This window comes from Micromonospora sp. L31 (genome assembly GCF_052068075.1).
GTDB lineage: Bacteria > Actinomycetota > Actinomycetes > Mycobacteriales > Micromonosporaceae > Micromonospora > Micromonospora purpureochromogenes.
This window is the reverse complement of sequence record NZ_JBQHDC010000006.1, coordinates 475,421-495,368: the sequence shown is the minus strand read 5'-3', so window position 1 is coordinate 495,368 and position 19,948 is coordinate 475,421. Positions and strand designations below refer to the sequence as shown.

The following is a 19,948-nucleotide window of genomic DNA, read 5'->3' as shown; positions in this document are numbered from 1 at the left end:
AGGTCGGGCCGGTGGTGACCGGGCCGTGCCGGGGCGATCGCCCGTCCCGGGCACGGCGGCAGTCAGATCAGGTCGCGCCGGCGGAAGACCGCGAACGCGGCGGCGGTCACCGCGCCGGCGAGGGCCAGCAGCACCAGCAGCGCCGGGGCCCAGGTGATCGTGTACGTGCCGTCGCAGAAGCCGAAGCCCGACGCGTTCCGGCAGATCTGGTCGTCATAGAACTCCACCTTGCCGGCGAGCCAGGCCGCGATGTAGGTGGAGAGCATCAGCTGGTCCGGTCGGGCCACGTCGAGGATCTCGAACACCAGCCGTGCGCCCAGCTCCCAGACCACCGCGTACGCGGCCACCGCGCCGAGCGCCGCCGAGGTGTGCCGGCCCAGCGTGGCGATGCCGAAGCCCAGCGCGGTGGCGAGCAGCACCAGCACCAGGCCGCGCCCGTAGCGGCCGGCCAGGTCCTGCCAGAACACCGCGTCCAGCCGACCCGGAAGCCCGGCCGCCTGCGCGATCGTCCAGAACGTGCCCAGGTAGACCACCGTCGCCACCACCGACAGCAGCGTCACCACCCCGAGCAACGTGCCCAGCTTCGCGCCGAGCACGGTGAGCCGACGCGGCCGCCACAGCAGCAGGTTGACCACCCCGCCGGAGTTCAGGTCGGCGCCGATGTACGAGGCCCCGACCAGGAAACCGAAGAGCACCAGGAACGCGATCAGGAAGTACAGCAGCGGACCGGCCTGCTGGCCGAAGACGAAGACGCCGCTGAGGTAGTCGGCGACCACCGGCAGCTGGTCCTGCAGCACCGGGTCGGCCTCACTGCAGTCGGCCGGCAGGTACCTGTTCTCGTCGACCGGCAGCTCGCCCGCCTTGACCTTCAGGCAGTACTCGTGGTTAGCCTCCATGGCCCGGATGACCTGGGCGAGCTGCGCCTCCGCCGCGGCCAGCTCGCGGGCCGACGGTTGGTGCGACCCGACCAGGGTGGTGGCCGTGGTGATGGCGAAGGCCAGGGCCAGCAGCACCAGCATCAGCTGGACGAAACGGCGGGCGGCGAGCCGCTCCACCTCGGCACGGACGAGGTTCACGCCTGCACCCCCCGGCCGGCGGTCACGTCGACGTCGATCATGGATGCGTCAGGTCCCTCCCCGGGCAGGGCGGCCTCGCCCACCTGCCGCGGCAGTGTCGGATGTGGTGCGGTGCCGGTCAGTTCCAGGAAGACGCTCTCCAGGTCGGGGCGGATCGGGGTCAGCTCGCGTACCCAGACCCCCTGCTCGCCCAGCGTGCGGGCGATCAGCTCGGGGTCCTCCGCGCCGGCGACCACCAGCAGCCCGTCGTGGTCGGTGACCGACAGGCCGGCCGCTCCCAGCAGGTCGGCGGCTCGGCCCGGCTCCGCCACCCGTACCCGCCACTCGTGCTGGTCGTAGCCGGCCAGCACCTCCTCGACCCGGCCCGCCGCCACCCGGCGACCCCGGGAGATGATCGTGACGTGGTCGCAGATCAGCTGGATCTCAGCCAGGATGTGGCTGGAGACCAGCACCGTCACCCCCGCGTCGGCCAGCGACCGCATCAGGTCCCGCATCTCGCGGATGCCCGCCGGGTCCAGCCCGTTCGCCGGCTCGTCCAGGATCAGCAGCTCGGGATCCTTGAGCAGGGCGGAGGCCACGGCCAGCCGCTGCCGCATGCCCAGCGAGTAGCCCTTCACCCGGTCGTTGCCCCGGTCGCGCAGCCCGACCTGCTCCAGCACCTCGTCGACCCGGCCGGTCGGCACCCCGCCGGCCAGTGCCAGCAGCCGCAGCGTGCGGTGACCGGTGAAGTTGCCGAAGAACTGCGGGCTCTCCACGATCGCGCCGACCCGGCCGGCCACCCGGGCCAGCTTCTCCGGGGCGGGGGAGCCGAGCACGCTCATCCGGCCGCCGTCGGCGCTCACCAGGCCCAGCAGGGCGCGCAGGGTGGTGGTCTTGCCGGAGCCGTTCGGGCCGAGGAAGCCGTGCACCTGCCCGGCCTCGACCAGCATGTCGAAGCCGTCGACCGCGACCCGCCGCCCCTGCCGCAGGGTGTGGAACGTCTTGCGCAGCCCCTCGATCTCGATGACCGCGCTCATCGGCGCTGCTCCTGACCTCGATCGGGCATGGCACGTCCTCCGGCTGTGGTGACCAACGACACGGCGCCTCACCCTATGGCCGGAGCCTCGCCCGTGGGGGGCACCCCGCAGGCTGCGTGGTTGGATGGAGCGGTGACTGGTGACCTGATCCCCGGCGCCGCCGGCGCCCCCGCCGCCCCCGCACCCGTGGACGCGGATCTGGTGGTCAGCCTCGACGGTGTCGGCGTCAAGCGCTCCGGCACCGCGCTGCTGCACGACGTGGACTGGCGGGTCGAGCTCGACGAGCGGTGGGTCGTCCTCGGCCCCAACGGCGCGGGCAAGACCACCCTGCTCAACCTGGCCGCCGGCCGGCTGCACCCGACCAGCGGCACCGCGCACGTGCTCGGCGAGCGGATCGGCCGCACCGACGTCAACGAGCTGCGGATGCGCATCGGCCTCTCCACCGCCGCGCTCGCCGAGCGGGTACCCGCCGAGGAGCGGGTCAGCGACGTGGTCGTCACCGCCGCCTGGTCGGTGGTCGGCCGGTGGCGGGAGAGCTACGACCGCACCGACGAGTCCCGGGCCCGCGCGCTGCTCGGGCAGCTGGGCGTCGGGCATCTCGCCGAGCGGGCGTACGGGACGCTGTCCGAGGGCGAGCGCAAGCGGGTGCAGATCGCCCGCGCCCTGATGACCGACCCCGAGCTGCTGCTCCTCGACGAGCCGGCCGCCGGGCTCGACCTGGGCGGGCGCGAGGACCTGGTGGCCCGGCTGGCCGAGCTGGCGTACGACCCGGACGCCCCCGCCCTCGTCCTGGTCACCCACCACGTCGAGGAGATCCCGCCGGGCTTCACCCACGCGCTGCTGCTGCGTGAGGGCGGGGTGGTCGCCCAGGGGCTGCTCGCCGAGACGCTCAGCGGTGACAACCTCTCCAAGACCTTCGGTCTGCCGCTGGTGGTCGAGCGGCGCGGCGAGCGGTACACCGCCCGGGCCGCCTGAGCCGGGCGCCCGGCTCCCGGCCGGCGGCTGGTCCTAGACTCGCCGCAACGTGCAGGTCGGCAGGAGGTCGTGGTGCGGCAGACCCGGGTCGTCGTGGTGGGCAGCGCGAACATGGACCTCGTCGGCACCGGCCCGGCGCTGCCCCGGCCGGGCGAGACCGTGCTCGGCAGCGACTTCGTGACGGTGCCCGGCGGCAAGGGTGCCAACCAGGCGATCGCCGCGGTCCGGGCCGGCGCGTCCTGCGCCTTCCTCGGCGCGATCGGCTCCGACGCCTTCGGCGTCACCTTGCGTGCCCGGATCACCGCCGCCGGCGTGGACACCGACCAGCTGCGGGTGGTCTACGGCGCGTCCGGGGTGGCGCTGGTCATGGTCAACGCCGTCGGGGAGAACGCCATCCTGGTGACCCCCGGCGCCAACACCGCCTTCACCGGCCTCACCGGTGCCGAGCTGGACGCCGTACGCGAGGCGGACGTGCTGGTCGCGCAGCTGGAGATTCCGGTCGAGACGGTGACCGCCGCGGCGCTGGCGGCCCGGGAGGCCGGCACCCGGGTCATCCTCAACGCCGCGCCGGCCCGGCCGGTGCCGGCCGAGCTGCTGGCCGCGGTGGACCTGCTCGTGGTCAACGAGCCGGAGGCGCAGGCGCTCACCGGCCGGGGCCGGGACGAGCCGCGTGCGCTGCTGGAACTCGTGCCCCGGGCGGTGCTGACCCTGGGCGGCGAGGGTGCCTGGTACGGCGACCGGGACGGCGCGGACGTGCACGTGCCGGCGGTCGAGGTGGACGTCGTCGACACCACCGCCGCGGGTGACGCCTTCACCGCCGCGCTGGCGGTGGCCTGGGGCGAGGGCCGGGAGGTGCTGGACGCGGTGCACTGGGCCGCGGCGGCCGGCGCGGCCTGCGTACGCCGGCTCGGCGCCTCGGTGGCGCTGCCCCGGCGGGACGAGATCGACGCGCTCTACGCCCCGACGGCCGGCTGACGCCACCCACCCGCGTCCCCGACACGGCGCCCAGGTCAGGCGGCGTCGCGGGGGAAGGCCCGACGGTACGCCGACGGCGAGGTCCGCATCGCCCGGCCGAAGTGGTGCCGGTAGGTGACCGCGCTGTCGAACCCGACCGACCGGGCCACCTCGGCGACCGGCAGCCCGGTCGACTCCAGCAGCACCAGGCTGGCCCGCACCCGCTGGTCGATCAGCCAGCGGATCGGGCTGGTCCCGGCGGCCCGGGCGAACTGCCGCAGGTAGGTACGGGAGGACATGTGCGCCTGCCGGGCCAGCCGCTGCACGGTCAGCGGCTCGGCGAGGTGGGCCAGCGCCCAGTCCATGCTGCGGGCGATCCGGTCGTCGCCCGGGTCGGCCGGCACCGGCGCCTCGATGAACTGCGCCTGCCCGCCGTCGCGGTGCGGCGGGATCACCAGCCGCCGGGCCACCGCGTTGGCGATCGCCGCGCCGAAGTCCCGACGGACGACGTGCACGCAGAGGTCCAGGCCGGCGGCGCTGCCCGCGCTGGTCAGCACGTCGCCGTCGTCCAGATAGAGCACGTCCGGGTCGACGTCGACGCGCGGGTACCGCCGGGCCAGCAGGTCGGCGTACCGCCAGTGGGTGGTGGCCCGCCGGCCGTCGAGCAGGCCGGCGCCGGCGAGCGCGAACGCCCCGGAGCAGATCGACATGATCCGCGCGCCGGCCCGGTGCGCCCGGCGCAGCGCGGTGACCAGCTCCGGTGACGGGTCGGCGGTCACGTCGGGCACGCCGGGGACGATCACCGTCCCGGCCCGGGCCAGCACGTCGAGGCCGTACGGGGTGTGCAGGGCGGCGCCGCCGACCACCGGTACCGGACCGGGGCGCTCCGCGCAGACGGTCAGCGCGTACCAGTCGACGTCGAACTCGGGGCGGGGCAGCCCGAACACCTCGGTGACGATGCCGGTCTCGAAGACCGACATCCCCGGGTACGCCAGCACGGCCACCGTACGGGTCATGGCGGGATGTTAGCGGAGGACGTCGTTCCCGCCACTCCCGCCGGTGGCGGTGGCCGGCCGAGGATCTACAGGCATGTCGAACACGCTCTCGGTGCCACCGGCCGATCCGGCCGTCGCCGCCGCCCACTTCCTCGACCGGCTGACCTTCGAGACCGACGTCAGCGACGTGCACGCCGACCTGACCGCCCGGGTGTCCGGCCTGGTGGTCGTCGACTCCCGGGGGCCGGACGCCTGGCGGCAGGGGCACCTGCCCGGCGCGGTGCACCTGCCGACGGCCGAGATCGCCACTCGGGCCGCCGAGCTGGTGCCCTCCGGCACGGCGGTGGTCACCTACTGCTGGGGGCCGGGGTGCAACGGCGCCACCCGGGCGGCGCTGGAGTTCGCCCGGCTCGGCTACCGGGTCAAGGAGATGCTGGGCGGCTACGAGTACTGGGTCCGGGAGGGGCTGCCGGTGCGTACCGAGACCGGGGAGACCCGCCGGCCGGTCGACGACCTGACCGCGCCGCGCGCCACCGCCCGCTGCGACTGCTGACCGGTCCCGGCGCCGGCCCCGCCCGGTCATGATCGACACCGGTTGCGGCGTGTCGCGGTCTCCCCGCCGCCGGACACCGCGACACGTCGCAAACGGAGTGGATCACGCGGGTCAATCGGCCGGGTCGTCGGTGCGGCGCTCGCCCCGGCGGCGCAGCATGCCGAGGCCGGGGATGCCGGCGACGGCGAGCTTGAGGTCGCGGGTGACGTCGAGCAGGTCGTGCAGGTCCGGGCCGACCCGGTCCAGGGTGGCCAGGATCGGCAGGATGTCGGCGGTCAGGTGCTCCTTGAGCTTGGGCAGCTCGTCCACCAGCCGGATCGCCGCGGTGACCTCCTCGTGGCTGAGCTGCTCGATGAAGCGGGTCGCCATCGGCGCGGCCCGGCGCAGCGCCGGCTCGTACGCGGCCATCAGCCCGGTCGCGGTCGCGGCGGCCTGCTCGGCGGCGACGATCGTGCCGGCGGCCCGGCTGGCGACGGCGTCCGCCTCGGCGACCACCGTGCCGGCCGCCCGGGCCACCCGCTCGGCCTCCCCGACCACCACGGCCGCCGCGCCGGACACCTGCTCGGCCTCGCCGACCACCACGGCGGCCGCCGCGGCCACCTCGGTGGCGGTCTCGATCGCGGTGGTCGCCGCCGCGCTGATCACCGCGACCTCGCGGGCCGCCGCCTCGGCGTCGGTGAGCACCCGGTCGGTCCGGTCCAGGGTGCCCTCGATCCGGTCCACCACCCCGTTGATCCGGGCCAGCAGCGCCTCCACGCCGTCGAGCACCGCGAACGCGCGGGCCGGCACGGCGGCGAACGAGGCGGCCGAGCCGAACGCCTGGTCGAGGGCGGTGCGGGTGAGGCCGACGACCGCGGTGGGCCGGGGGAGGGGGATAGCCATGTGACCAGTGTGCGTCGGCCCGGCCACCCGCGCCCGACGGCGCGGTCCCGGTCACTGCCCGGCCGGGCGTCGCGGGCACCGGCCCGCCCGCCCGGGCGATAGGGTGCCCGGCATGTCGGTCCGCCCCCTCGGCGCCACGCCGGCCGCCCGCCGGGTCGCGGTCCTCGCGGTCCTCGCCGTGCTCGCCCTGGCGTTCGGCGGGTACGGGCTGGCCCGGGCCGACGCGGGGCTGAGCACCCGACGGGCGACCGTCGACGGGGTGCCGCTGACCGAGGTGCGGGCCACCGGCGTGGCGGGCCGCCGACCCGGCGTGGTGATCGCCCACGGGTTCGCCGGCTCGGCCCGGCTGATGCGCCCGATCGCCGACACGGTGGCCCGGCAGGGCGCGGTCGCGCTGCTGGTCGACGTCGCCGGGCACGGCGCCAACCCGGCCCGGCTGCCCGGCGCCGGGCGGGACGCCGCCGACTCCCGCGCCACCCTGGAGCGCGACCTGTCCGTCGCCGTCGCGTACCTGCGTACCCGGCCGGACGTCGACCCGGCGCGGATCGTCCTGATCGGACACTCGATGGGCGCCGGCGCGGTCACCCGCTACGCCGCCGGCCACCCGGACATCGCCCGCACCGTCGCGATCTCGCTGCCCGACTCCGACGACCTGCCCGACGGCCGGCCGGACGGGCTGCTGCTGATCGTCGGCGGCGCGGAGTTCCCCGCCTTCCGCGACACCGCCGAGGCGACGTCCCGCCGGGGCGTCGGGCGGCGGCTGGTGGTCGTACCCGGCGTCGAGCACATCTCGGTGCTCTTCGCCGGTCGTACCCATGACGAGGTCGCGGCATGGGTGGGTGGCGACGGAGAGCCGCCGCGACCCCTCGCGCGGCTGGCGCCGGCCGGGTTGCTGCTGCTCGGCTTCGGGCTCGGCTTCGTCCCGCTGGCGACCCTGCTGCTCGGCCGCCGGCCCCGGCAGTCCTGGCCGGCCGCCCCGACCCCCGCGGTGCTGGCGGTGGCGGCGTCCGCCGCCGGCCTCGGTGCGCTGGCCGGCGCGCTGGCGCCGACCACCCGGCTTCCGCTCGCGGTCGGCGGTCACGTCACCGGTTTCCTGCTGGTGACCGGCGTGCTGCTGGCCGCCGCCGCGCGGTGGTGGCCGCTGCCCGCCGCCACCTCGACCCCGGTCCCGGCGACCGCGCCGGTCGCCCGCCGCGCGCCGGCCCGGTCCGCGCTCGCCGCCGTCCTGCTCACCGGGTACGCGGTGACCTCCGTCGCCGTGCCGATCCACCTCGGGTTCACCTCGGCGCTGCCGGTGGGCGACCGGTGGTGGCTGCTGCCCGTGGTGGCCGCCGCCTGCCTGGTCTTCCTCACCGGCGCGGAGCTGGCGACGGCCGGGCGGAGCTGGCGGTACGCAGCCGTCGGCGGGATCGCCGTGCTGGCCCTGACCGCCTCGGCCGTGGTGGGGCTGGCGCCCGGGTTCGTGCTGCTGGTGGTGCCGCTCTTCGCGGTGCTGGTCGGCTGGCAGGCGGCCTGGGCGGCGGTGCTGCGCCGGGCCGGCGCGCCCCGGTGGCTGCCGGCCCTGGTCGGTGCGGCGCTGCTGGCCTGGCCGATTGCCACCACCCTGCCGCTGAGTTGAGAGGTCGCCGGTACGGGATCCGGCCCGTGCCGGCAAGGGCGCAGCGCCCGCCGGTGAGACCGCCGGTCGTCATGGCCGGGTGCGGGCCACCCGCAGTGCCCACCAGATCAGCGGCGCCTGCAACGGCAGCCGGCCGTAGGCGGCAGCCTCGCCACGACGGGTGGTCATCGGTGCTCTCCCTGGTGCTCGACGGCGCGCTGCACGGCCCGGTAGATCTGCCCGAACCGTAACGCGTCCGGGGTGCGCACCAGCATCACCTCCTGCCCGTGGTGCTGCACCCACAGCTCGTGCACCCGGTTGCCGCGCTCGTAGGAGCGGTCCAGCCAACTCAGCGGCAGCTCCAGGAACGGGGTCAGGGCCAGCGCGCCGACCGCGCAACCGGCGAGGATGACCAGTGCCAGCTTCCAGTTGCCCCGGTCCTGCGCCGACCAGGCCAGCGAGACCACGCAGACCAGCGCCACCAGTGGTGGCAGCGAGAGCAGCAGCACGAGGACACCCCGGCCCAGCACCCGCCCCCGGACGGCCAGCGTCGTCGCTCCCCGCGCGTGCCAGACGTACGTCACGTCGGCGATCCGGACCGCCTGCCCACCGGCCCGGATCGACTCCGAGGTCACCTGGACGGTGTCGTCCCGGTAATAGAGCGTCATCACTAGACCCTAACCATCCGTGGACAGGACCCACCCCCGTCGTTCCGGCAGCCGGTCGCCCCTCCGGTCCGCGCGTCCGCCCGGGGTCCGGGGTGCGCTGCTGGACGCTGTGGAGCTGATGTCGTCAACGACTCACCCAACCGGCCGGCCATGCCCGGCGTGCGTCGGCGTCGAGCCGTGCCTGCGCGGTGGCGACTCCGGCCTTCGTGCGATGCACGACGGGTGGCTCGACGTCGACGAGTGGAACGTCATGGGTGTCAAGAGGCGCCGGTGACACCCATGTGGTTCCACCGGTGGCCCGGGCCGGTGGCGCAGGGGCAGTGGCGGGCGAGGCTCGGGGACGGTTCACGGTCCGCAGTGGAGGCGCGCCACTGCGGCTGAGTCGTCTACGACATCAGCTCTACAGCGTCGGGGACCACATGCTGCCGCCACAGCTCCCGGCACCGGGCCGTCAGCACGGACCAGCGCCACCGGCGCAGACCCCGCCACCGGGCTCGCCCGCCGGGTGCGCGGACCGGGGGACCGGACGGCGTCGCGGCGGGCGACCGGGTGGTCGTCTCGATGGCGCAGACCTACCGGCGGGACGCCACCGGCGCCACGGCCGTGCAGAGCGCCTGCAAGATGTACCGGTTGGCCGGCGGCCGGATCGTGCAGTTCTGGGGCGAGCAGGACCTCTACGGCCTGCTGCGGGGGCTGGAGATGGTGCCCGACGGGCCGATCGAGTTCTGAGCGCCGGGGATCGGGCGGCGGCTCTCCATCGCCCGCTGCACCGCCCGGTAGACCTGGCCGAAGCGCAGCGCGTCACCGGTGCGCAGCAGCAGCACCGGCCGGCCCCGCCAGCGGGCCCACATCTCCCACTGCCGGCTGCCCCGGGCGTACGAGCGGTCGAGGTGTTCGAAGAGGAAGTCGGCGAGCGGGCCGACGGCGAGCCCGACCAGCACCGAGGCGCCCACGATGGCGACGGTGACGGTGAGCGAGCGGTGCAGCCAGACGGCCAGCGCCACGCCCAGCACGGCGGCGACCAGGGGGCCGGCCAGGGCCGCGCCCAGGGCGCCGCGCCCGACGAGCACCCGCCACGAACGGCTGCCCCGCTGGTGCCAGACCATGCCGATCTCGGCGAGCGGGAAGGTCCGCCCGTCCACCCGGATCGCGGTGGAGGTGACCTGCACCGACCTGTCGTCGTAGTACGTGATCATGGCGGTACTCCCGGTGGCGGGGCTGACACCAGCCTACGTACCCCAACGACCGGGCCGTAAGGTTGGCACGCTACTTCGACGAGGAAGTGAGGGCAGCGTGAGCGAGTTCGTGCGGCTGGAGACCAGGGACGGCATCGGCACCATCCGGCTGGAGCGGCCGCCGATGAACGCGCTCAACACCCAGGTGCAGGAGGAGTTGCGCGCCGCGGCCGCGGCGGCCACCGCCGACGCCGGCGTCCGCGCCGTCATCGTGTACGGCGGGGAGAAGGTCTTCGCCGCCGGCGCGGACATCAAGGAGATGGCCGACATGTCCTACGTGGACATGGCGGAGCGCGCCGCGGACCTGTCCAGCGCCCTCGGCGCGATCGCCCGGATCCCCAAGCCGGTGGTCGCCGCGATCACCGGGTACGCCCTCGGCGGCGGCTGCGAGCTGGCCCTGGCCTGCGACTGGCGGGTGGTGGCCGAGGACGCCAAGCTCGGCCAGCCGGAGATCAAGCTCGGCATCATCCCCGGCGCCGGCGGCACCCAGCGGCTGGCTCGCCTGGTCGGCCCGGCCCGCGCCAAGGACCTGATCATGTCCGGCCGGATGGTGGACGCCCAGGAGGCGCTGCGGATCGGCCTGGCCGACCGGGTCGCCCCGGCCGCGCAGGTCTACGACACGGCCGTCGAGTTGGTGACGCCGTACCTGACCGGCCCGGTGCAGGCGCTGCGCGCGGCGAAGCTCGCCGTCGACGGCGGCCTGGACATGGACCTCAACTCCGGTCTGGCCTGGGAGAGCCAGCTCTTCGCGGCGCTCTTCGCCACCGACGACCGGCGCGAGGGCATGGCCGCCTTCGTGGCGAAGCGCAAGCCGGACTTCACCGGCCGCTGACCGTCGCCCGGGCCGGCGACCCCGCGGGTGGTCGTCGGCCCGCCAGGTGAACCGAGAAGTGTTCACATCCTCCGTACCGGCCAGTAGCGTGTGACACCGGTCATGTGGACGAGGGGAGCGGCGATGACGGAACGGGTCGAGGGCCACGGCGGGGAGCTCGCGCTGGCGGCGCTGCGCGCCAACGGCGTACGGGAGATGTTCACCCTCTCCGGCGGGCACGTCTTCCCGCTCTACGACGCCGCCCACAAGCACGGGTTCCCGATCTACGACGTGCGGCACGAGCAGTCGGCGGTCTTCGCCGCCGAGGCGGTGGCCAAGCTCAACCGCCGTCCCGGCCTGGCCGTGCTCACCGCCGGCCCCGGCGTCACCAACGGCGTCTCCGGCCTGACCAGCGCGTTCTTCAACGCCTCGCCGGTGCTGGTGCTGGGCGGGCGGGCGCCGCAGTTCCGCTGGGGCTCGGGCAGCCTCCAGGAGATGGACCACCTGCCGCTGGTCGCCCCGGTCACCAAGCACGCCGAGACGGTGTTCCGCACCGACGACATCCCGCGCGCGGTCACCGCCGCCCTGACCAGCGCGCTCACCCCGCACCGGGGGCCGGCCTTCCTGGACTTCCCGCTGGAGGCGGTCTTCAGCGTCGGTGACGCCGAGCTGCCCGCGCCGGTCGCCGTCGCGCCGGTCGAGCCGGACCCGGACGAGGTGGCCCGCGCCGGCCGGCTGATCGCGGGCGCGCAGCGCCCGGTGTTCATCGCCGGCTCCGACGTGTACGCCGGCGACGCGGTCGCCGCCCTCCGCGAGGCCGCCGAGGCGCTCGGGGTGCCGGTCTTCACCAACGGCATGGGGCGCGGGGCGCTGCCGCCGGAGCACCCGCTCGCCTTCGCCAAGGCCCGCCGGGTCGCCCTGAAGGGCGCCGACGTGGTCGTCGTCATCGGCACCCCGCTGGACTTCCGGCTCAGCTTCGGCGACTTCGGCGACGCGGCGGTGGTGCACATCGTCGACGCCCCCAGCCAGCGGGCCGGGCACGTCCAGCCCGCCGCCAGCCCCGCCGGCGACCTGCGGCTGATCCTCTCCGCGCTGGCCGGGCAGACCGGTGACCGGGTCGACCACGCCGACTGGGTCGCCCAGCTGCGTACGGCCGAGGACGCCGCGAAGGCCCGCGACGCCGAGGAGATGGCCGCCGACACCGACCCGATCCGGCCGGCCCGGGTCTACGGCGAGCTGCGTCGGGTGCTGGCTTCCGACGCGATCACCATCGGCGACGGCGGCGACTTCGTCTCGTACGCCGGCCGCTACCTGGAGCCGGCCCAGCCGGGCACCTGGCTCGACCCCGGCCCGTACGGGTGCCTCGGCACCGGCATGGGCTACGCGATGGGCGCCCGGGTCAGCCACCCGGACCGGCAGATCTGCGTGCTGATGGGCGACGGCGCCGCCGGCTTCTCGCTGATGGACGTGGAGTCCCTGGTCCGGCAGCGGCTGCCGGTGGTCATCGTGGTCGGCAACAACGGCATCTGGGGGCTGGAGAAGCACCCGATGCGGGCCATGTACGGCTACGACGTCGCCGCCGACCTCCAGCCGGAGCTGCGCTACGACAAGGTGGTCGAGGCGCTCGGCGGGGCCGGCGAGACGGTGGCCAAGCCGGCCGACCTCGGGCCGGCCCTGGCCCGCGCCTTCGACGCCGGGGTGCCGTACCTGGTCAACGTGCTCACCGACCCGACGGACGCGTACCCGCGCTCGTCGAACCTGGCCTGACCACGACGCCGTGACCGCCGCAGCCGGGTGACCGGCGGCGGCGGTCACGTTCTGTCAGCAGCTAAATCGGCGGAATGTCAGCGGCCGTCGTCGTAACGTCAGACCCCTCGCGCATCGTTGGGCGACCAGCGATAACGATCGGAGTTCTGATGACATACGCGATCCGCGCCGAGGGGCTGGTGCGCCGCTTCGGCGCCACCACCGCCCTCGCCGGGGTCGACCTGGAAGTTCCCACGGGGACGGTATTCGGGTTGCTCGGCCCCAACGGCGCCGGAAAGACCACCGCGGTACGGGTGCTCGCCACCCTGCTCGCCCCGGACGAGGGGCACGCCACGGTCGGCGGGTACGACGTCGGCCGCGACGCCCACCGGGTGCGCCAGCTGATCGGTCTGACCGGCCAGTACGCCTCGGTCGACGAGACCCTCACCGGCACCGAGAACCTGCTGCTCATCGGCCGGCTGCTCGGGCTCGGGCGGGCCCAGGCGCGGGCCCGCGCCGCGGAGCTGCTCGCCGACTTCCAGCTCACCGACGCCGCCGGCCGGGCGGCCAAGACCTACTCCGGCGGCATGCGCCGTCGGCTGGACCTGGCGGCCAGCCTGGTCGGGCGGCCGCAGGTGCTCTTCCTCGACGAGCCGACCACCGGGCTGGACCCGCGCAGCCGCAACGAGCTGTGGGACATCGTGCGCACCCTGGTCGCCGACGGGGTGACCGTGCTGCTCACCACGCAGTACCTGGAGGAGGCCGACCAGCTCGCCGGCCAGATCGCGGTGGTCGACCACGGCCGGGTCATCGCCCAGGGCACTCCCGAGGAGCTGAAGGCGAAGACCGGCGGGCAGGTGCTCACCGTGCGCCCGGTCGACCCGGCCGACCTGCCGACCGTGCGGGCCATCGCCGGCGAGGTGGCCCGGGCGACGCCGGAGGTCGCCCAGACCACCGTCACCGTGCCGGTGAACGACCCGGACGTGCTGCCCGCGGTGGTCCGCCGGCTCGACGCCGCCGAGATCCAGGTGGCGGAGCTGGCCCTGCGCGGTTCCAGCCTGGACGAGGTCTTCCTCTCCCTCACCGGCCACCGGGCCGAGCAGGACGCCTCCACCGACGTACTCGAAGGGACCCCGGCATGACCGCCGTCACCGCGCCCGCGCCGTCGCTCGCCCCGGCCCGCCGGCTCGGCGTCGGCGCCGGCCTGCGGCACACCCTCACCCTGGCCTGGCGCAGCCTGGTGCAGATCAAGCACAACCCGATGGAGCTGCTCGACCTGAGCATCCAGCCGGTGATGTTCGTGCTGCTCTTCACCTACGTCTTCGGCACCGCCATCGCCGGCTCGTCCGGCGAGTACCTGACCTTCATGCTGCCCGGCATCATGGTGCAGAACGCGCTCTTCGCCACCATGACCACCGGGTTCGGGTTGAACAACGACCTGACCAAGGGGGTCTTCGACCGGCTCCGGGCGCTGCCGATCGCCCGCTGGGCGCCGCTGGCCGGCCGGATCCTCGCCGACACGGTCAAGCAGGCCTGGTCGATCGCGTTGCTGCTCGGCGTCGGGATGATCCTCGGCTTCCGGGTCGGCAACGGTGCCCTCGGCGTGCTGGCCGCGTTCGCCCTGCTGCTGGCGTTCACCCTGGCCGCGTCCTGGATCTCGGTGCTGGTCGGGGTGCTGGTCAGCGAGCCGGAGAAGGTGCAGATCTTCGGCTTCATGGTGATCTTCCCGCTCACCTTCACCAGCAACATCTTCGTGCCCACCGACCGGATGCCCGGCTGGTTGCAGAACTGGGTCGAGGTCAACCCGGTCACCGTCGTCGCCGACGCGCTGCGGGGGCTGCTGGTCAGCGGCCCGGTGGCCGGCCCGGTGCTGCAGACCCTGCTCTGGGGCGCCGGCATCGCGGTGCTCTTCGCTCCGCTGTCGCTGCGCGCCCTCAAGCGTCGGGTGTGACCCGGACGGCCTCCCCGGCCGTCTCCCTCCGGGCGTCCGGACCGTTCTCCCTCCGGGCGTCCGGGCCGCTGCGGGCGCCCGTCACCGCGGATGTGCGAGCGGGATCCGCCTAGACCTCCGGGCGGTCCTCCTCGCGCGGCGGGTCGCCCTCGCGGTGGCGCAGGTCGTCCTCGCGCCGGCGCAGGTCCTCCTCCCAGCGGCGGAACAGCTCCTCGTCGTCACGACGGGAGCGTTCGGCGATGGAGTCGAGGAACTCCGGGTCGTCGTCGGGCGCGACCGGTCGGCGCCGGTCCCGTCCGGTGGAGGCGGGGCCGGCCGGGCCGGGCCGGGCGGGGGTGGCCTTGCGGCCGGCGAGGAACCAGGCGATCGAGCCGACCAGCGGGAAGAACAGGATGATCAGCACCCACGCGATGCGGGGCAGCGCGCGGATGTTCCCCTCGTCGGCGGAGAGGCAGCTGATCAGGGCGCAGACGGCCAGGACGATCTGGACCGCGAAGAGCAGGAGGGACAACCGGGCCATGCCCCCATGATGGCGCACCGCGACCCGTCACCACATCCCGCGTAGGACCAGCGCCACGGCGAGCAGCGCCAGCACGGCGGTGGCCAGGGCGACCGAGGGCAGGGCCGGCGAGCCGACCCGGATCGGCCCGCTGCCCGCGGCCCGGCGCCAGCAGGCCACCATCGCCCCGGCCCAGACCAGCACCACGGCTGCGGCGAGCAGCGCGCCGGGCACGTCCCCGGTGAGGGCGAGCCGGACCGCCAGCACGGTCACCACGGTGAGTGCCAGGGCGGTGCGCCGCCAGGCCAGCCGGGTGCGCTCCGGTTGCAGCCCCGGGTCGCCGGTCACCGGCCGCCGACCCCCCGCGCCAGCACCGCGAAGACCAGCAGCAGCGCGCCCAGCCCGACGATCAGGGCGAGTACGGCGGGGAATCGGGAGGCCGGCAGCTCCTCGCCGAGCCGGATGGCCCGTTCGGTACGCGCCCAGCGGTCCACCGCCCGCACCGCCACGGCGCCGCCGAGCAGCAGCAGCGCGACCGCGATCGCCTCGCGCAGATGGCGCACCGGCGTCGGTGGCAGGAACTGGGCGGCGGCCAGCCCGCCGGCGATCAGCGCCAGCCCGGTGCGCAGCCAGGCCAGGAAGGTGCGTTCGTTGGCCAGCGAGAAGCGGTAGTCGGGGGCGGTGCCGACCGACCTGAGTTCCGACGGGTCGAACCACCGCCTGATCGCCTGCCACACGGCGCCGATTATCCGCTTTGTACCGGGCATAGCCTGGACGGATGACCGATCTTGACCCGCACGCGTTGCGCGACAGCTACGACACGCAGATCCGCCCGGAGATCCCGGACCCGGTGCCGGCCGGGGTGACCGTCGAACGGGACGGCCCGCTGGTCCGGATCCTCGGCCTCGACCACGGCGGCTTCCTCACCTACCGGACGCTGGACGGGCTGGCCGGCGCGGAGCTGGACGCGCTGATCGCCCGGCAGGTCGAGCTGTTCCGGCAGCGGGGCGAGTCGGTGGAGTGGAAGTTGAACGCCCACGACGAGCCCGCCGACCTGGCCGACCGGCTGCGCGCCGCCGGGTTCGTGCCGGAGGACCGGGAGACCGTCCTGATCGGGCCGGTCGCGCCGCTGGCCGGCGCCATCCCGGTGCTGCCCGAGGGGGTACGCCTGCGGGAGGTCACCTCCCGGGCGGACCTGGAGCGGATCGCCGCGATGGAGCAGGAGGTGTGGCAGGCCGACCGCAGCCACCTGGTGACCGGGCTGGAGAAGGAGATCGCCGCCGATCCGCAGTCGATCACCGTGGTGGTGGCCGAGGCGGGGGACCGCGTCGTCAGCGCCGGCTGGGTCCGCTACCTGGCGAACACCGGCTTCGCCAGCCTGTGGGGCGGCTCGACGCTGGAGCAGTGGCGGCACCGGGGCATCTACCGGGCGCTGGTGGCGTACCGGGCGCGCCTGGCGGACCAGCGGGGCAAGGCGTTGCTCCAGGTGGACGCCTCGGAGGACAGCCGGCCGATCCTTGAGCGGCTCGGCTTCGTACCGGTCACCACGACCACCCCGTACGTCTACACTCCGTGATGATGGAGCAGCGGCTGACGGACGACGAGCGGCTCACCCTCAAGACCGGCGCGTTCGGGGCCGTCTTCCTGGTGTCGAACGCCGATCCGGGCATGTTCGCCATGATCCGGGAGAGCATCGCCGCGTCCGGGGCGCTCAACGGCGCCAGCGGGGTGGTGAAGGAGGCCCTCACCACCGGACCGCTGCCCAGGTTGCCCCGGGACTCCCCGCTGGAGGTCGAGTCCGTGGTGCTGCCGGCGCTCGGCCGGGCGGTCGACATCCTGCGGGAGAAGTCGCCGCAGGACCTGGCCGCGTACCGGGACGTGGTGCTGGCGGCGGCCGACCGGGTGGCCCAGGCGCACCGGGGGATCGCACCGGCCGAGGCGGCCGTGATCGAACGGATCAGGGGAGCCCTCGCCGAGCCGGCGTGACCGCTACCCGTTCGCCGGGGGCGGCCCGCCCGCCGGGTCGCCGCCGGGCGCCGTCCAGACGGTGTGCACGGTGTCGCGGACGCAGAGGTCACGGACCCGGCCGCACGCGCACCGGTACGCCTCCGGCGCCGCCGGGCGGCCGCAGCGCTCCGGTGCGCGGTCGCCGCCGGCCGTCGCGCCGACCGGACGCGCCGCGTCCTGTCCTGACATGTCGTGACACCTCCCGGTTTGTGAGTCTAGCCGGGAGCGCGGCTCCGGTGAGCTGTGTCACTCTGAGTGCCCAGGAAGCCGAAGCTACTGACAGGTAACATTGCGCCGTGGGCAACTGCACAAGCGCCCGCGGTTGACCGGGCGTCAACGGACGCGCGAGGCTGCGCCCGTGACCGGGCGAGCGATCGCCACACCAACAGGAGGGTCGTCGAAACGCGATGAACATCGTCGTACTCGTCAAGCAGGTGCCCGATTCGGGCGCGGACCGCAACCTGCGTCCTGACGACAACACCGTCGACCGCGGTTCGGCGAACAACGTCATCAACGAGATGGACGAGTACGCCATCGAAGAGGCGTTGAAGATCAAGGAGGCGCACGGCGGCGAGGTCACCATCCTGACCATGGGTCCGGACCGGGCGACCGAGTCGATCCGCAAGGCGCTCTCCATGGGCCCGGACAAGGCCGTGCACGTGGTGGACGACGCCCTGCACGGGTCCTGCGCCGTGGCCACCTCGAAGGTGCTCGCCGCCGCCCTCGGTCAGCTCAACGCCGACCTGGTCATCTGCGGTGCAGAGTCCACCGACGGCCGGGTCCAGGTCATGCCGCACATGATCGCCGAGCGGCTGGGTGTCGCGGCGCTGACCGGCGCCCGCAAGCTCACCGTCGACGGCGCCACGCTGACCGTCGAGCGGCAGACCGAGGAGGGCTACGAGGTGGTCACCGCCTCGACCCCGGCCGTGGTCTCCGTCTGGGACACCATCAACGAGCCGCGCTACCCGTCCTTCAAGGGCATCATGGCCGCCAAGAAGAAGCCGGTGCAGACGCTCTCCCTGGGTGACCTCGGCGTCGCCCCGACCGAGGTGGGCTTCGACGGCGCGACCAGCGCCGTACTGGAGCACACCAAGCGCCCGCCGCGTTCCGGCGGCGCCAAGATCACCGACGAGGGCGAGGGCGGCGTCAAGCTGGTCGAGTTCCTCGCCACCGAGAAGTTCGTGTGAGAGGTCTGGACATGTCTGAGGTTCTCGTCGTCGTCGAAGCCACCCGGGAATTCGGCGTCAAGAAGGTCACCCTGGAGATGCTCACCCTCGCCCGCGAGCTGGGCACCCCGAGCGCGGTGGTGCTCGGTGGCGCCGGCGCCGCCGAGGCGCTGAGCGCCAAGCTGGGTGAGTACGGCGCGGAGAAGATCTACGCCGCCGAGAGCGAGGAGATCGACGGCTACCTGGTGGCCCCGAAGGCCACCGTGCTGGCCGAGCTGGTCAAGCGGGTGCAGCCGGCCGCCGTGCTGCTCGCCTCCGCGCAGGAGGGCAAGGAGATCGCCGCCCGCCTCGCCGTCAAGCTCGACAACGGCATCCTGACCGACGTGGTCGGCCTGGCCGCCGACGGCACCGCGACCCAGGTCGCCTTCGCCGGCTCCACCATCGTCAAGTCCAAGGTCACCAAGGGCCTGCCGCTGGTCACCGTCCGGCCCAACTCGGTCAACCCGACCCCGGCGCCGGCCACCCCGGCCGTCGAGCAGCTCACGGTGGCGGTCACCGACACCGACAAGCTGGCCAAGGTCATCGACCGGGTCGCCGAGCAGAAGGGCTCCCGCCCCGAGCTGACCGAGGCCGGCATCGTGGTCTCCGGTGGTCGTGGTGTCGGCAACGCCGACAACTTCAAGCTGGTCGAGGAGCTTGCCGACCTGCTCGGCGGCGCCGTCGGCGCGTCCCGCGCGGCGGTCGACTCCGGCTTCTACCCGCACCAGTTCCAGGTGGGCCAGACCGGCAAGACCGTCTCCCCGCAGCTCTACGTCGCGCTGGGCATCTCCGGCGCGATCCAGCACCGGGCCGGCATGCAGACCTCGAAGACGATCGTCGCCGTGAACAAGGACGGCGAGGCCCCGATCTTCGAGCTGGCCGACTTCGGCGTGGTGGGCGACCTGTTCAAGGTCGTGCCGCAGGCCGCCGAGGAGATCCGCAAGCGCAAGTGACGCCCGCTCGGGGCGCCGCCGGCCGGCGCCCCGACGCGACGCACATACAGAGAAAGGGTGGCCATCCTTCGCGGAATGGCCACTCTTTCTCTTTCTCTGTATCTGTTCCCGTTCCCGTCGCGGTGGGAAGGGAGCTGATCGGCGGGCCGGGGAGCTGAGCCGGCCCGCCGATCAGCCCGTCAGGGTGCCCCTCAGCAAACTGTCGCCGGAGTGGGCGGGCTCGTTGTCGTACTGCTCGGCGGAGACGTCGACAACCGAGTATGCCTGAAGATCGACATTTGGTGGTAGCGGGAGCAGCGCATCCCGCGACGGATCGCGCAGCACGCCGATCGAGAACATCTCCATGCTGGTCGGGTTGATCAGCCAGACCTCGTAATACCCCGGAACGTCCGGGAGATTCGCCACGTGCAGGTGCAGTCGGCCATCGGTGAAGATCCGGGCGTCGCCGTTGGCGTCCTTCGGCGTCGTCCCGTAAGCGGACAGCGGCGCGCTGGCCAGGACGGTCTGCTGCGGCGCCCGATCCGGCTCCCGGTCGGCGGCGTCCAGCACGGCGAGGGTGCCGACCACGCCGAGCACGGCGCCCGGCGCCGACGGCAAGCAGCGGGCGTACCGGGTGGTCGCCCGCGAGGAGTACGCCAAGACGAAGATCCGGCTGGAGCGGCACTTCGCCCGGGACGGCAGAACGCGGCTGACGCTGATCACCTGCGGCGGCCCGTTCGACTCGAAGACCCGGCACTACCGGGACAACATCGTCGTCGCGGCCGTACCGGCCTGAGCCGTGACACAGCCGGACCCGGCACCCGCCGGCCCGGCCGCCCGGGTGGG

The 19,948-nt window shown here is 74.2% G+C and carries 24 protein-coding genes and 1 pseudogene; 14 read left to right on the top strand and 11 right to left on the bottom strand.

Going from position 1 to position 19,948, the window contains the following annotated elements:
* Positions 1-62: 62 nt before the first annotated feature.
* Both ACTMS9_RS19725 and ACTMS9_RS19720 read right to left on the bottom strand, forming a co-directional pair.
* On the bottom strand, positions 63-1,076 hold the full coding sequence (locus ACTMS9_RS19725) for an ABC transporter permease subunit (protein ID WP_441165644.1): 1,014 nt from the start codon (positions 1,074-1,076) through the stop codon (positions 63-65).
* Positions 1,073-2,092, bottom strand: coding sequence for an ATP-binding cassette domain-containing protein (locus tag ACTMS9_RS19720; RefSeq protein WP_441165643.1), 1,020 nt, complete (start codon positions 2,090-2,092; stop codon positions 1,073-1,075). Before ACTMS9_RS19720 ends, ACTMS9_RS19725 begins: the two co-directional genes overlap by 4 nt.
* Before the next feature lie 75 nt (positions 2,093-2,167).
* Here ACTMS9_RS19720 and ACTMS9_RS19715 point away from each other — a divergent pair, with 75 nt between their 5' ends.
* Positions 2,168-3,067, top strand: a complete 900-nt coding sequence (locus ACTMS9_RS19715) for an ABC transporter ATP-binding protein (protein WP_357615232.1) — start codon at positions 2,168-2,170, stop codon at positions 3,065-3,067.
* A 72-nt stretch (positions 3,068-3,139) separates the two neighbouring features.
* Positions 3,140-4,042, top strand: coding sequence for a ribokinase (locus ACTMS9_RS19710; protein ID WP_441165642.1), 903 nt, complete (start codon positions 3,140-3,142; stop codon positions 4,040-4,042).
* A 35-nt stretch (positions 4,043-4,077) separates the two neighbouring features.
* Here the strand turns inward: ACTMS9_RS19710 and ftrA are convergent, their stop codons facing one another.
* Positions 4,078-5,037, bottom strand: coding sequence for a transcriptional regulator FtrA (ftrA, locus tag ACTMS9_RS19705; protein ID WP_441165641.1), 960 nt, complete (start codon positions 5,035-5,037; stop codon positions 4,078-4,080).
* A 73-nt stretch (positions 5,038-5,110) separates the two neighbouring features.
* On the opposite strand from ftrA, the gene ACTMS9_RS19700 reads away from it, so the two are divergent.
* The gene (locus ACTMS9_RS19700) at positions 5,111-5,569 is read left to right on the top strand and encodes a rhodanese-like domain-containing protein (RefSeq protein WP_441144714.1); all 459 of its coding nucleotides are present in this window, start codon (positions 5,111-5,113) and stop codon (positions 5,567-5,569) included.
* Positions 5,570-5,680: 111 nt separating this feature from the next.
* On the opposite strand, the gene ACTMS9_RS19695 is transcribed toward ACTMS9_RS19700, so the two are convergent.
* Positions 5,681-6,451 carry a hypothetical protein gene (locus tag ACTMS9_RS19695; protein ID WP_441144712.1) on the bottom strand — a complete coding sequence of 257 codons (771 nt, stop codon included), beginning with the start codon at positions 6,449-6,451 and terminating at the stop codon, positions 5,681-5,683.
* Between the two features lie 112 nt (positions 6,452-6,563).
* Between ACTMS9_RS19695 and ACTMS9_RS19690 the strand changes: the two genes are divergently transcribed.
* Positions 6,564-8,069 (top strand): alpha/beta hydrolase, encoded by a 1,506-nt coding sequence (locus tag ACTMS9_RS19690; protein WP_441165640.1) that lies wholly within the window; start codon positions 6,564-6,566, stop codon positions 8,067-8,069.
* A 164-nt stretch (positions 8,070-8,233) separates the two neighbouring features.
* Here the strand turns inward: ACTMS9_RS19690 and ACTMS9_RS19685 are convergent, their stop codons facing one another.
* Positions 8,234-8,716 carry a DUF6232 family protein gene (locus ACTMS9_RS19685; protein WP_154943292.1) on the bottom strand — a complete coding sequence of 161 codons (483 nt, stop codon included), beginning with the start codon at positions 8,714-8,716 and terminating at the stop codon, positions 8,234-8,236.
* Positions 8,717-9,277: 561 nt separating this feature from the next.
* Here ACTMS9_RS19685 and ACTMS9_RS19680 point away from each other — a divergent pair.
* Positions 9,278-9,445, top strand: coding sequence for a hypothetical protein (locus ACTMS9_RS19680; RefSeq protein WP_441144707.1), 168 nt, complete (start codon positions 9,278-9,280; stop codon positions 9,443-9,445).
* Here the strand turns inward: ACTMS9_RS19680 and ACTMS9_RS19675 are convergent.
* Positions 9,391-9,912 (bottom strand): DUF6232 family protein, encoded by a 522-nt coding sequence (locus tag ACTMS9_RS19675; protein WP_441144705.1) that lies wholly within the window; start codon positions 9,910-9,912, stop codon positions 9,391-9,393. The two genes, ACTMS9_RS19680 and ACTMS9_RS19675, sit on opposite strands and share 55 nt — an antisense overlap.
* A gap of 97 nt (positions 9,913-10,009) precedes the next feature.
* Here ACTMS9_RS19675 and ACTMS9_RS19670 point away from each other — a divergent pair, with 97 nt between their 5' ends.
* The 4 genes from ACTMS9_RS19670 to ACTMS9_RS19655 all read left to right on the top strand — a co-directional run bounded on the left by ACTMS9_RS19670 (position 10,010) and on the right by ACTMS9_RS19655 (position 14,459).
* Positions 10,010-10,783 carry an enoyl-CoA hydratase-related protein gene (locus ACTMS9_RS19670; RefSeq protein ID WP_210777107.1) on the top strand — a complete coding sequence of 258 codons (774 nt, stop codon included), beginning with the start codon at positions 10,010-10,012 and terminating at the stop codon, positions 10,781-10,783.
* A gap of 123 nt (positions 10,784-10,906) precedes the next feature.
* Positions 10,907-12,529 carry an acetolactate synthase gene (locus ACTMS9_RS19665; protein WP_441144701.1) on the top strand — a complete coding sequence of 541 codons (1,623 nt, stop codon included), beginning with the start codon at positions 10,907-10,909 and terminating at the stop codon, positions 12,527-12,529.
* A gap of 149 nt (positions 12,530-12,678) precedes the next feature.
* The gene (locus ACTMS9_RS19660) at positions 12,679-13,650 is read left to right on the top strand and encodes an ATP-binding cassette domain-containing protein (RefSeq protein ID WP_357617395.1); all 972 of its coding nucleotides are present in this window, start codon (positions 12,679-12,681) and stop codon (positions 13,648-13,650) included.
* Positions 13,647-14,459 (top strand): ABC transporter permease, encoded by an 813-nt coding sequence (locus ACTMS9_RS19655; RefSeq protein WP_280840654.1) that lies wholly within the window; start codon positions 13,647-13,649, stop codon positions 14,457-14,459. Before ACTMS9_RS19660 ends, ACTMS9_RS19655 begins: the two co-directional genes overlap by 4 nt.
* A gap of 109 nt (positions 14,460-14,568) precedes the next feature.
* Here ACTMS9_RS19655 and ACTMS9_RS19650 read toward each other — a convergent pair whose 3' ends face one another.
* Genes ACTMS9_RS19650 through ACTMS9_RS19640 form a run of 3 tightly spaced genes read right to left on the bottom strand, consistent with a single transcriptional unit; the run spans position 14,569 to position 15,725 of the window.
* The gene (locus ACTMS9_RS19650) at positions 14,569-14,979 is read right to left on the bottom strand and encodes a PLDc N-terminal domain-containing protein (RefSeq protein WP_441144698.1); all 411 of its coding nucleotides are present in this window, start codon (positions 14,977-14,979) and stop codon (positions 14,569-14,571) included.
* Between the two features lie 27 nt (positions 14,980-15,006).
* The gene (locus ACTMS9_RS19645) at positions 15,007-15,306 is read right to left on the bottom strand and encodes a DUF202 domain-containing protein (protein ID WP_441165639.1); all 300 of its coding nucleotides are present in this window, start codon (positions 15,304-15,306) and stop codon (positions 15,007-15,009) included.
* Positions 15,303-15,725, bottom strand: a complete 423-nt coding sequence (locus tag ACTMS9_RS19640) for a YidH family protein (RefSeq protein ID WP_441144696.1) — start codon at positions 15,723-15,725, stop codon at positions 15,303-15,305. The genes ACTMS9_RS19645 and ACTMS9_RS19640 overlap by 4 nt, the downstream gene beginning before the upstream one ends.
* An 11-nt stretch (positions 15,726-15,736) precedes the next feature.
* On the opposite strand from ACTMS9_RS19640, the gene ACTMS9_RS19635 reads away from it, so the two are divergent.
* The gene (locus ACTMS9_RS19635) at positions 15,737-16,534 is read left to right on the top strand and encodes a GNAT family N-acetyltransferase (RefSeq protein ID WP_441144694.1); all 798 of its coding nucleotides are present in this window, start codon (positions 15,737-15,739) and stop codon (positions 16,532-16,534) included.
* Between the two features lie 2 nt (positions 16,535-16,536).
* A complete protein-coding gene (locus ACTMS9_RS19630; RefSeq protein ID WP_441144692.1) occupies positions 16,537-16,944 on the top strand; it encodes a hypothetical protein in 408 nt (135 codons plus the stop codon).
* 3 nt (positions 16,945-16,947) lie between these two features.
* On the opposite strand, the gene ACTMS9_RS19625 is transcribed toward ACTMS9_RS19630, so the two are convergent.
* Entirely contained in the window at positions 16,948-17,154 is a 207-nt protein-coding gene (locus ACTMS9_RS19625; protein ID WP_441144690.1) for a hypothetical protein, read from the bottom strand.
* 218 nt (positions 17,155-17,372) lie between these two features.
* On the opposite strand from ACTMS9_RS19625, the gene ACTMS9_RS19620 reads away from it, so the two are divergent.
* Positions 17,373-18,152, top strand: a complete 780-nt coding sequence (locus tag ACTMS9_RS19620; protein WP_154943305.1) for an electron transfer flavoprotein subunit beta/FixA family protein — start codon at positions 17,373-17,375, stop codon at positions 18,150-18,152.
* Positions 18,153-18,163: 11 nt separating this feature from the next.
* Positions 18,164-19,123: an electron transfer flavoprotein subunit alpha/FixB family protein gene (locus ACTMS9_RS19615; RefSeq protein ID WP_441144688.1), complete on the top strand. Its 960-nt coding sequence runs from the start codon at positions 18,164-18,166 to the stop codon at positions 19,121-19,123.
* A gap of 171 nt (positions 19,124-19,294) precedes the next feature.
* Here the strand turns inward: ACTMS9_RS19615 and ACTMS9_RS19610 are convergent, their stop codons facing one another.
* Positions 19,295-19,690, bottom strand: coding sequence for an anti-sigma factor (locus ACTMS9_RS19610; RefSeq protein WP_441165638.1), 396 nt, complete (start codon positions 19,688-19,690; stop codon positions 19,295-19,297).
* 7 nt (positions 19,691-19,697) lie between these two features.
* Here ACTMS9_RS19610 and ACTMS9_RS19605 point away from each other — a divergent pair.
* Positions 19,698-19,898: pseudogene (locus ACTMS9_RS19605) on the top strand (class F sortase); the annotation flags it as partial.
* Positions 19,899-19,948 lie beyond the last annotated feature (50 nt).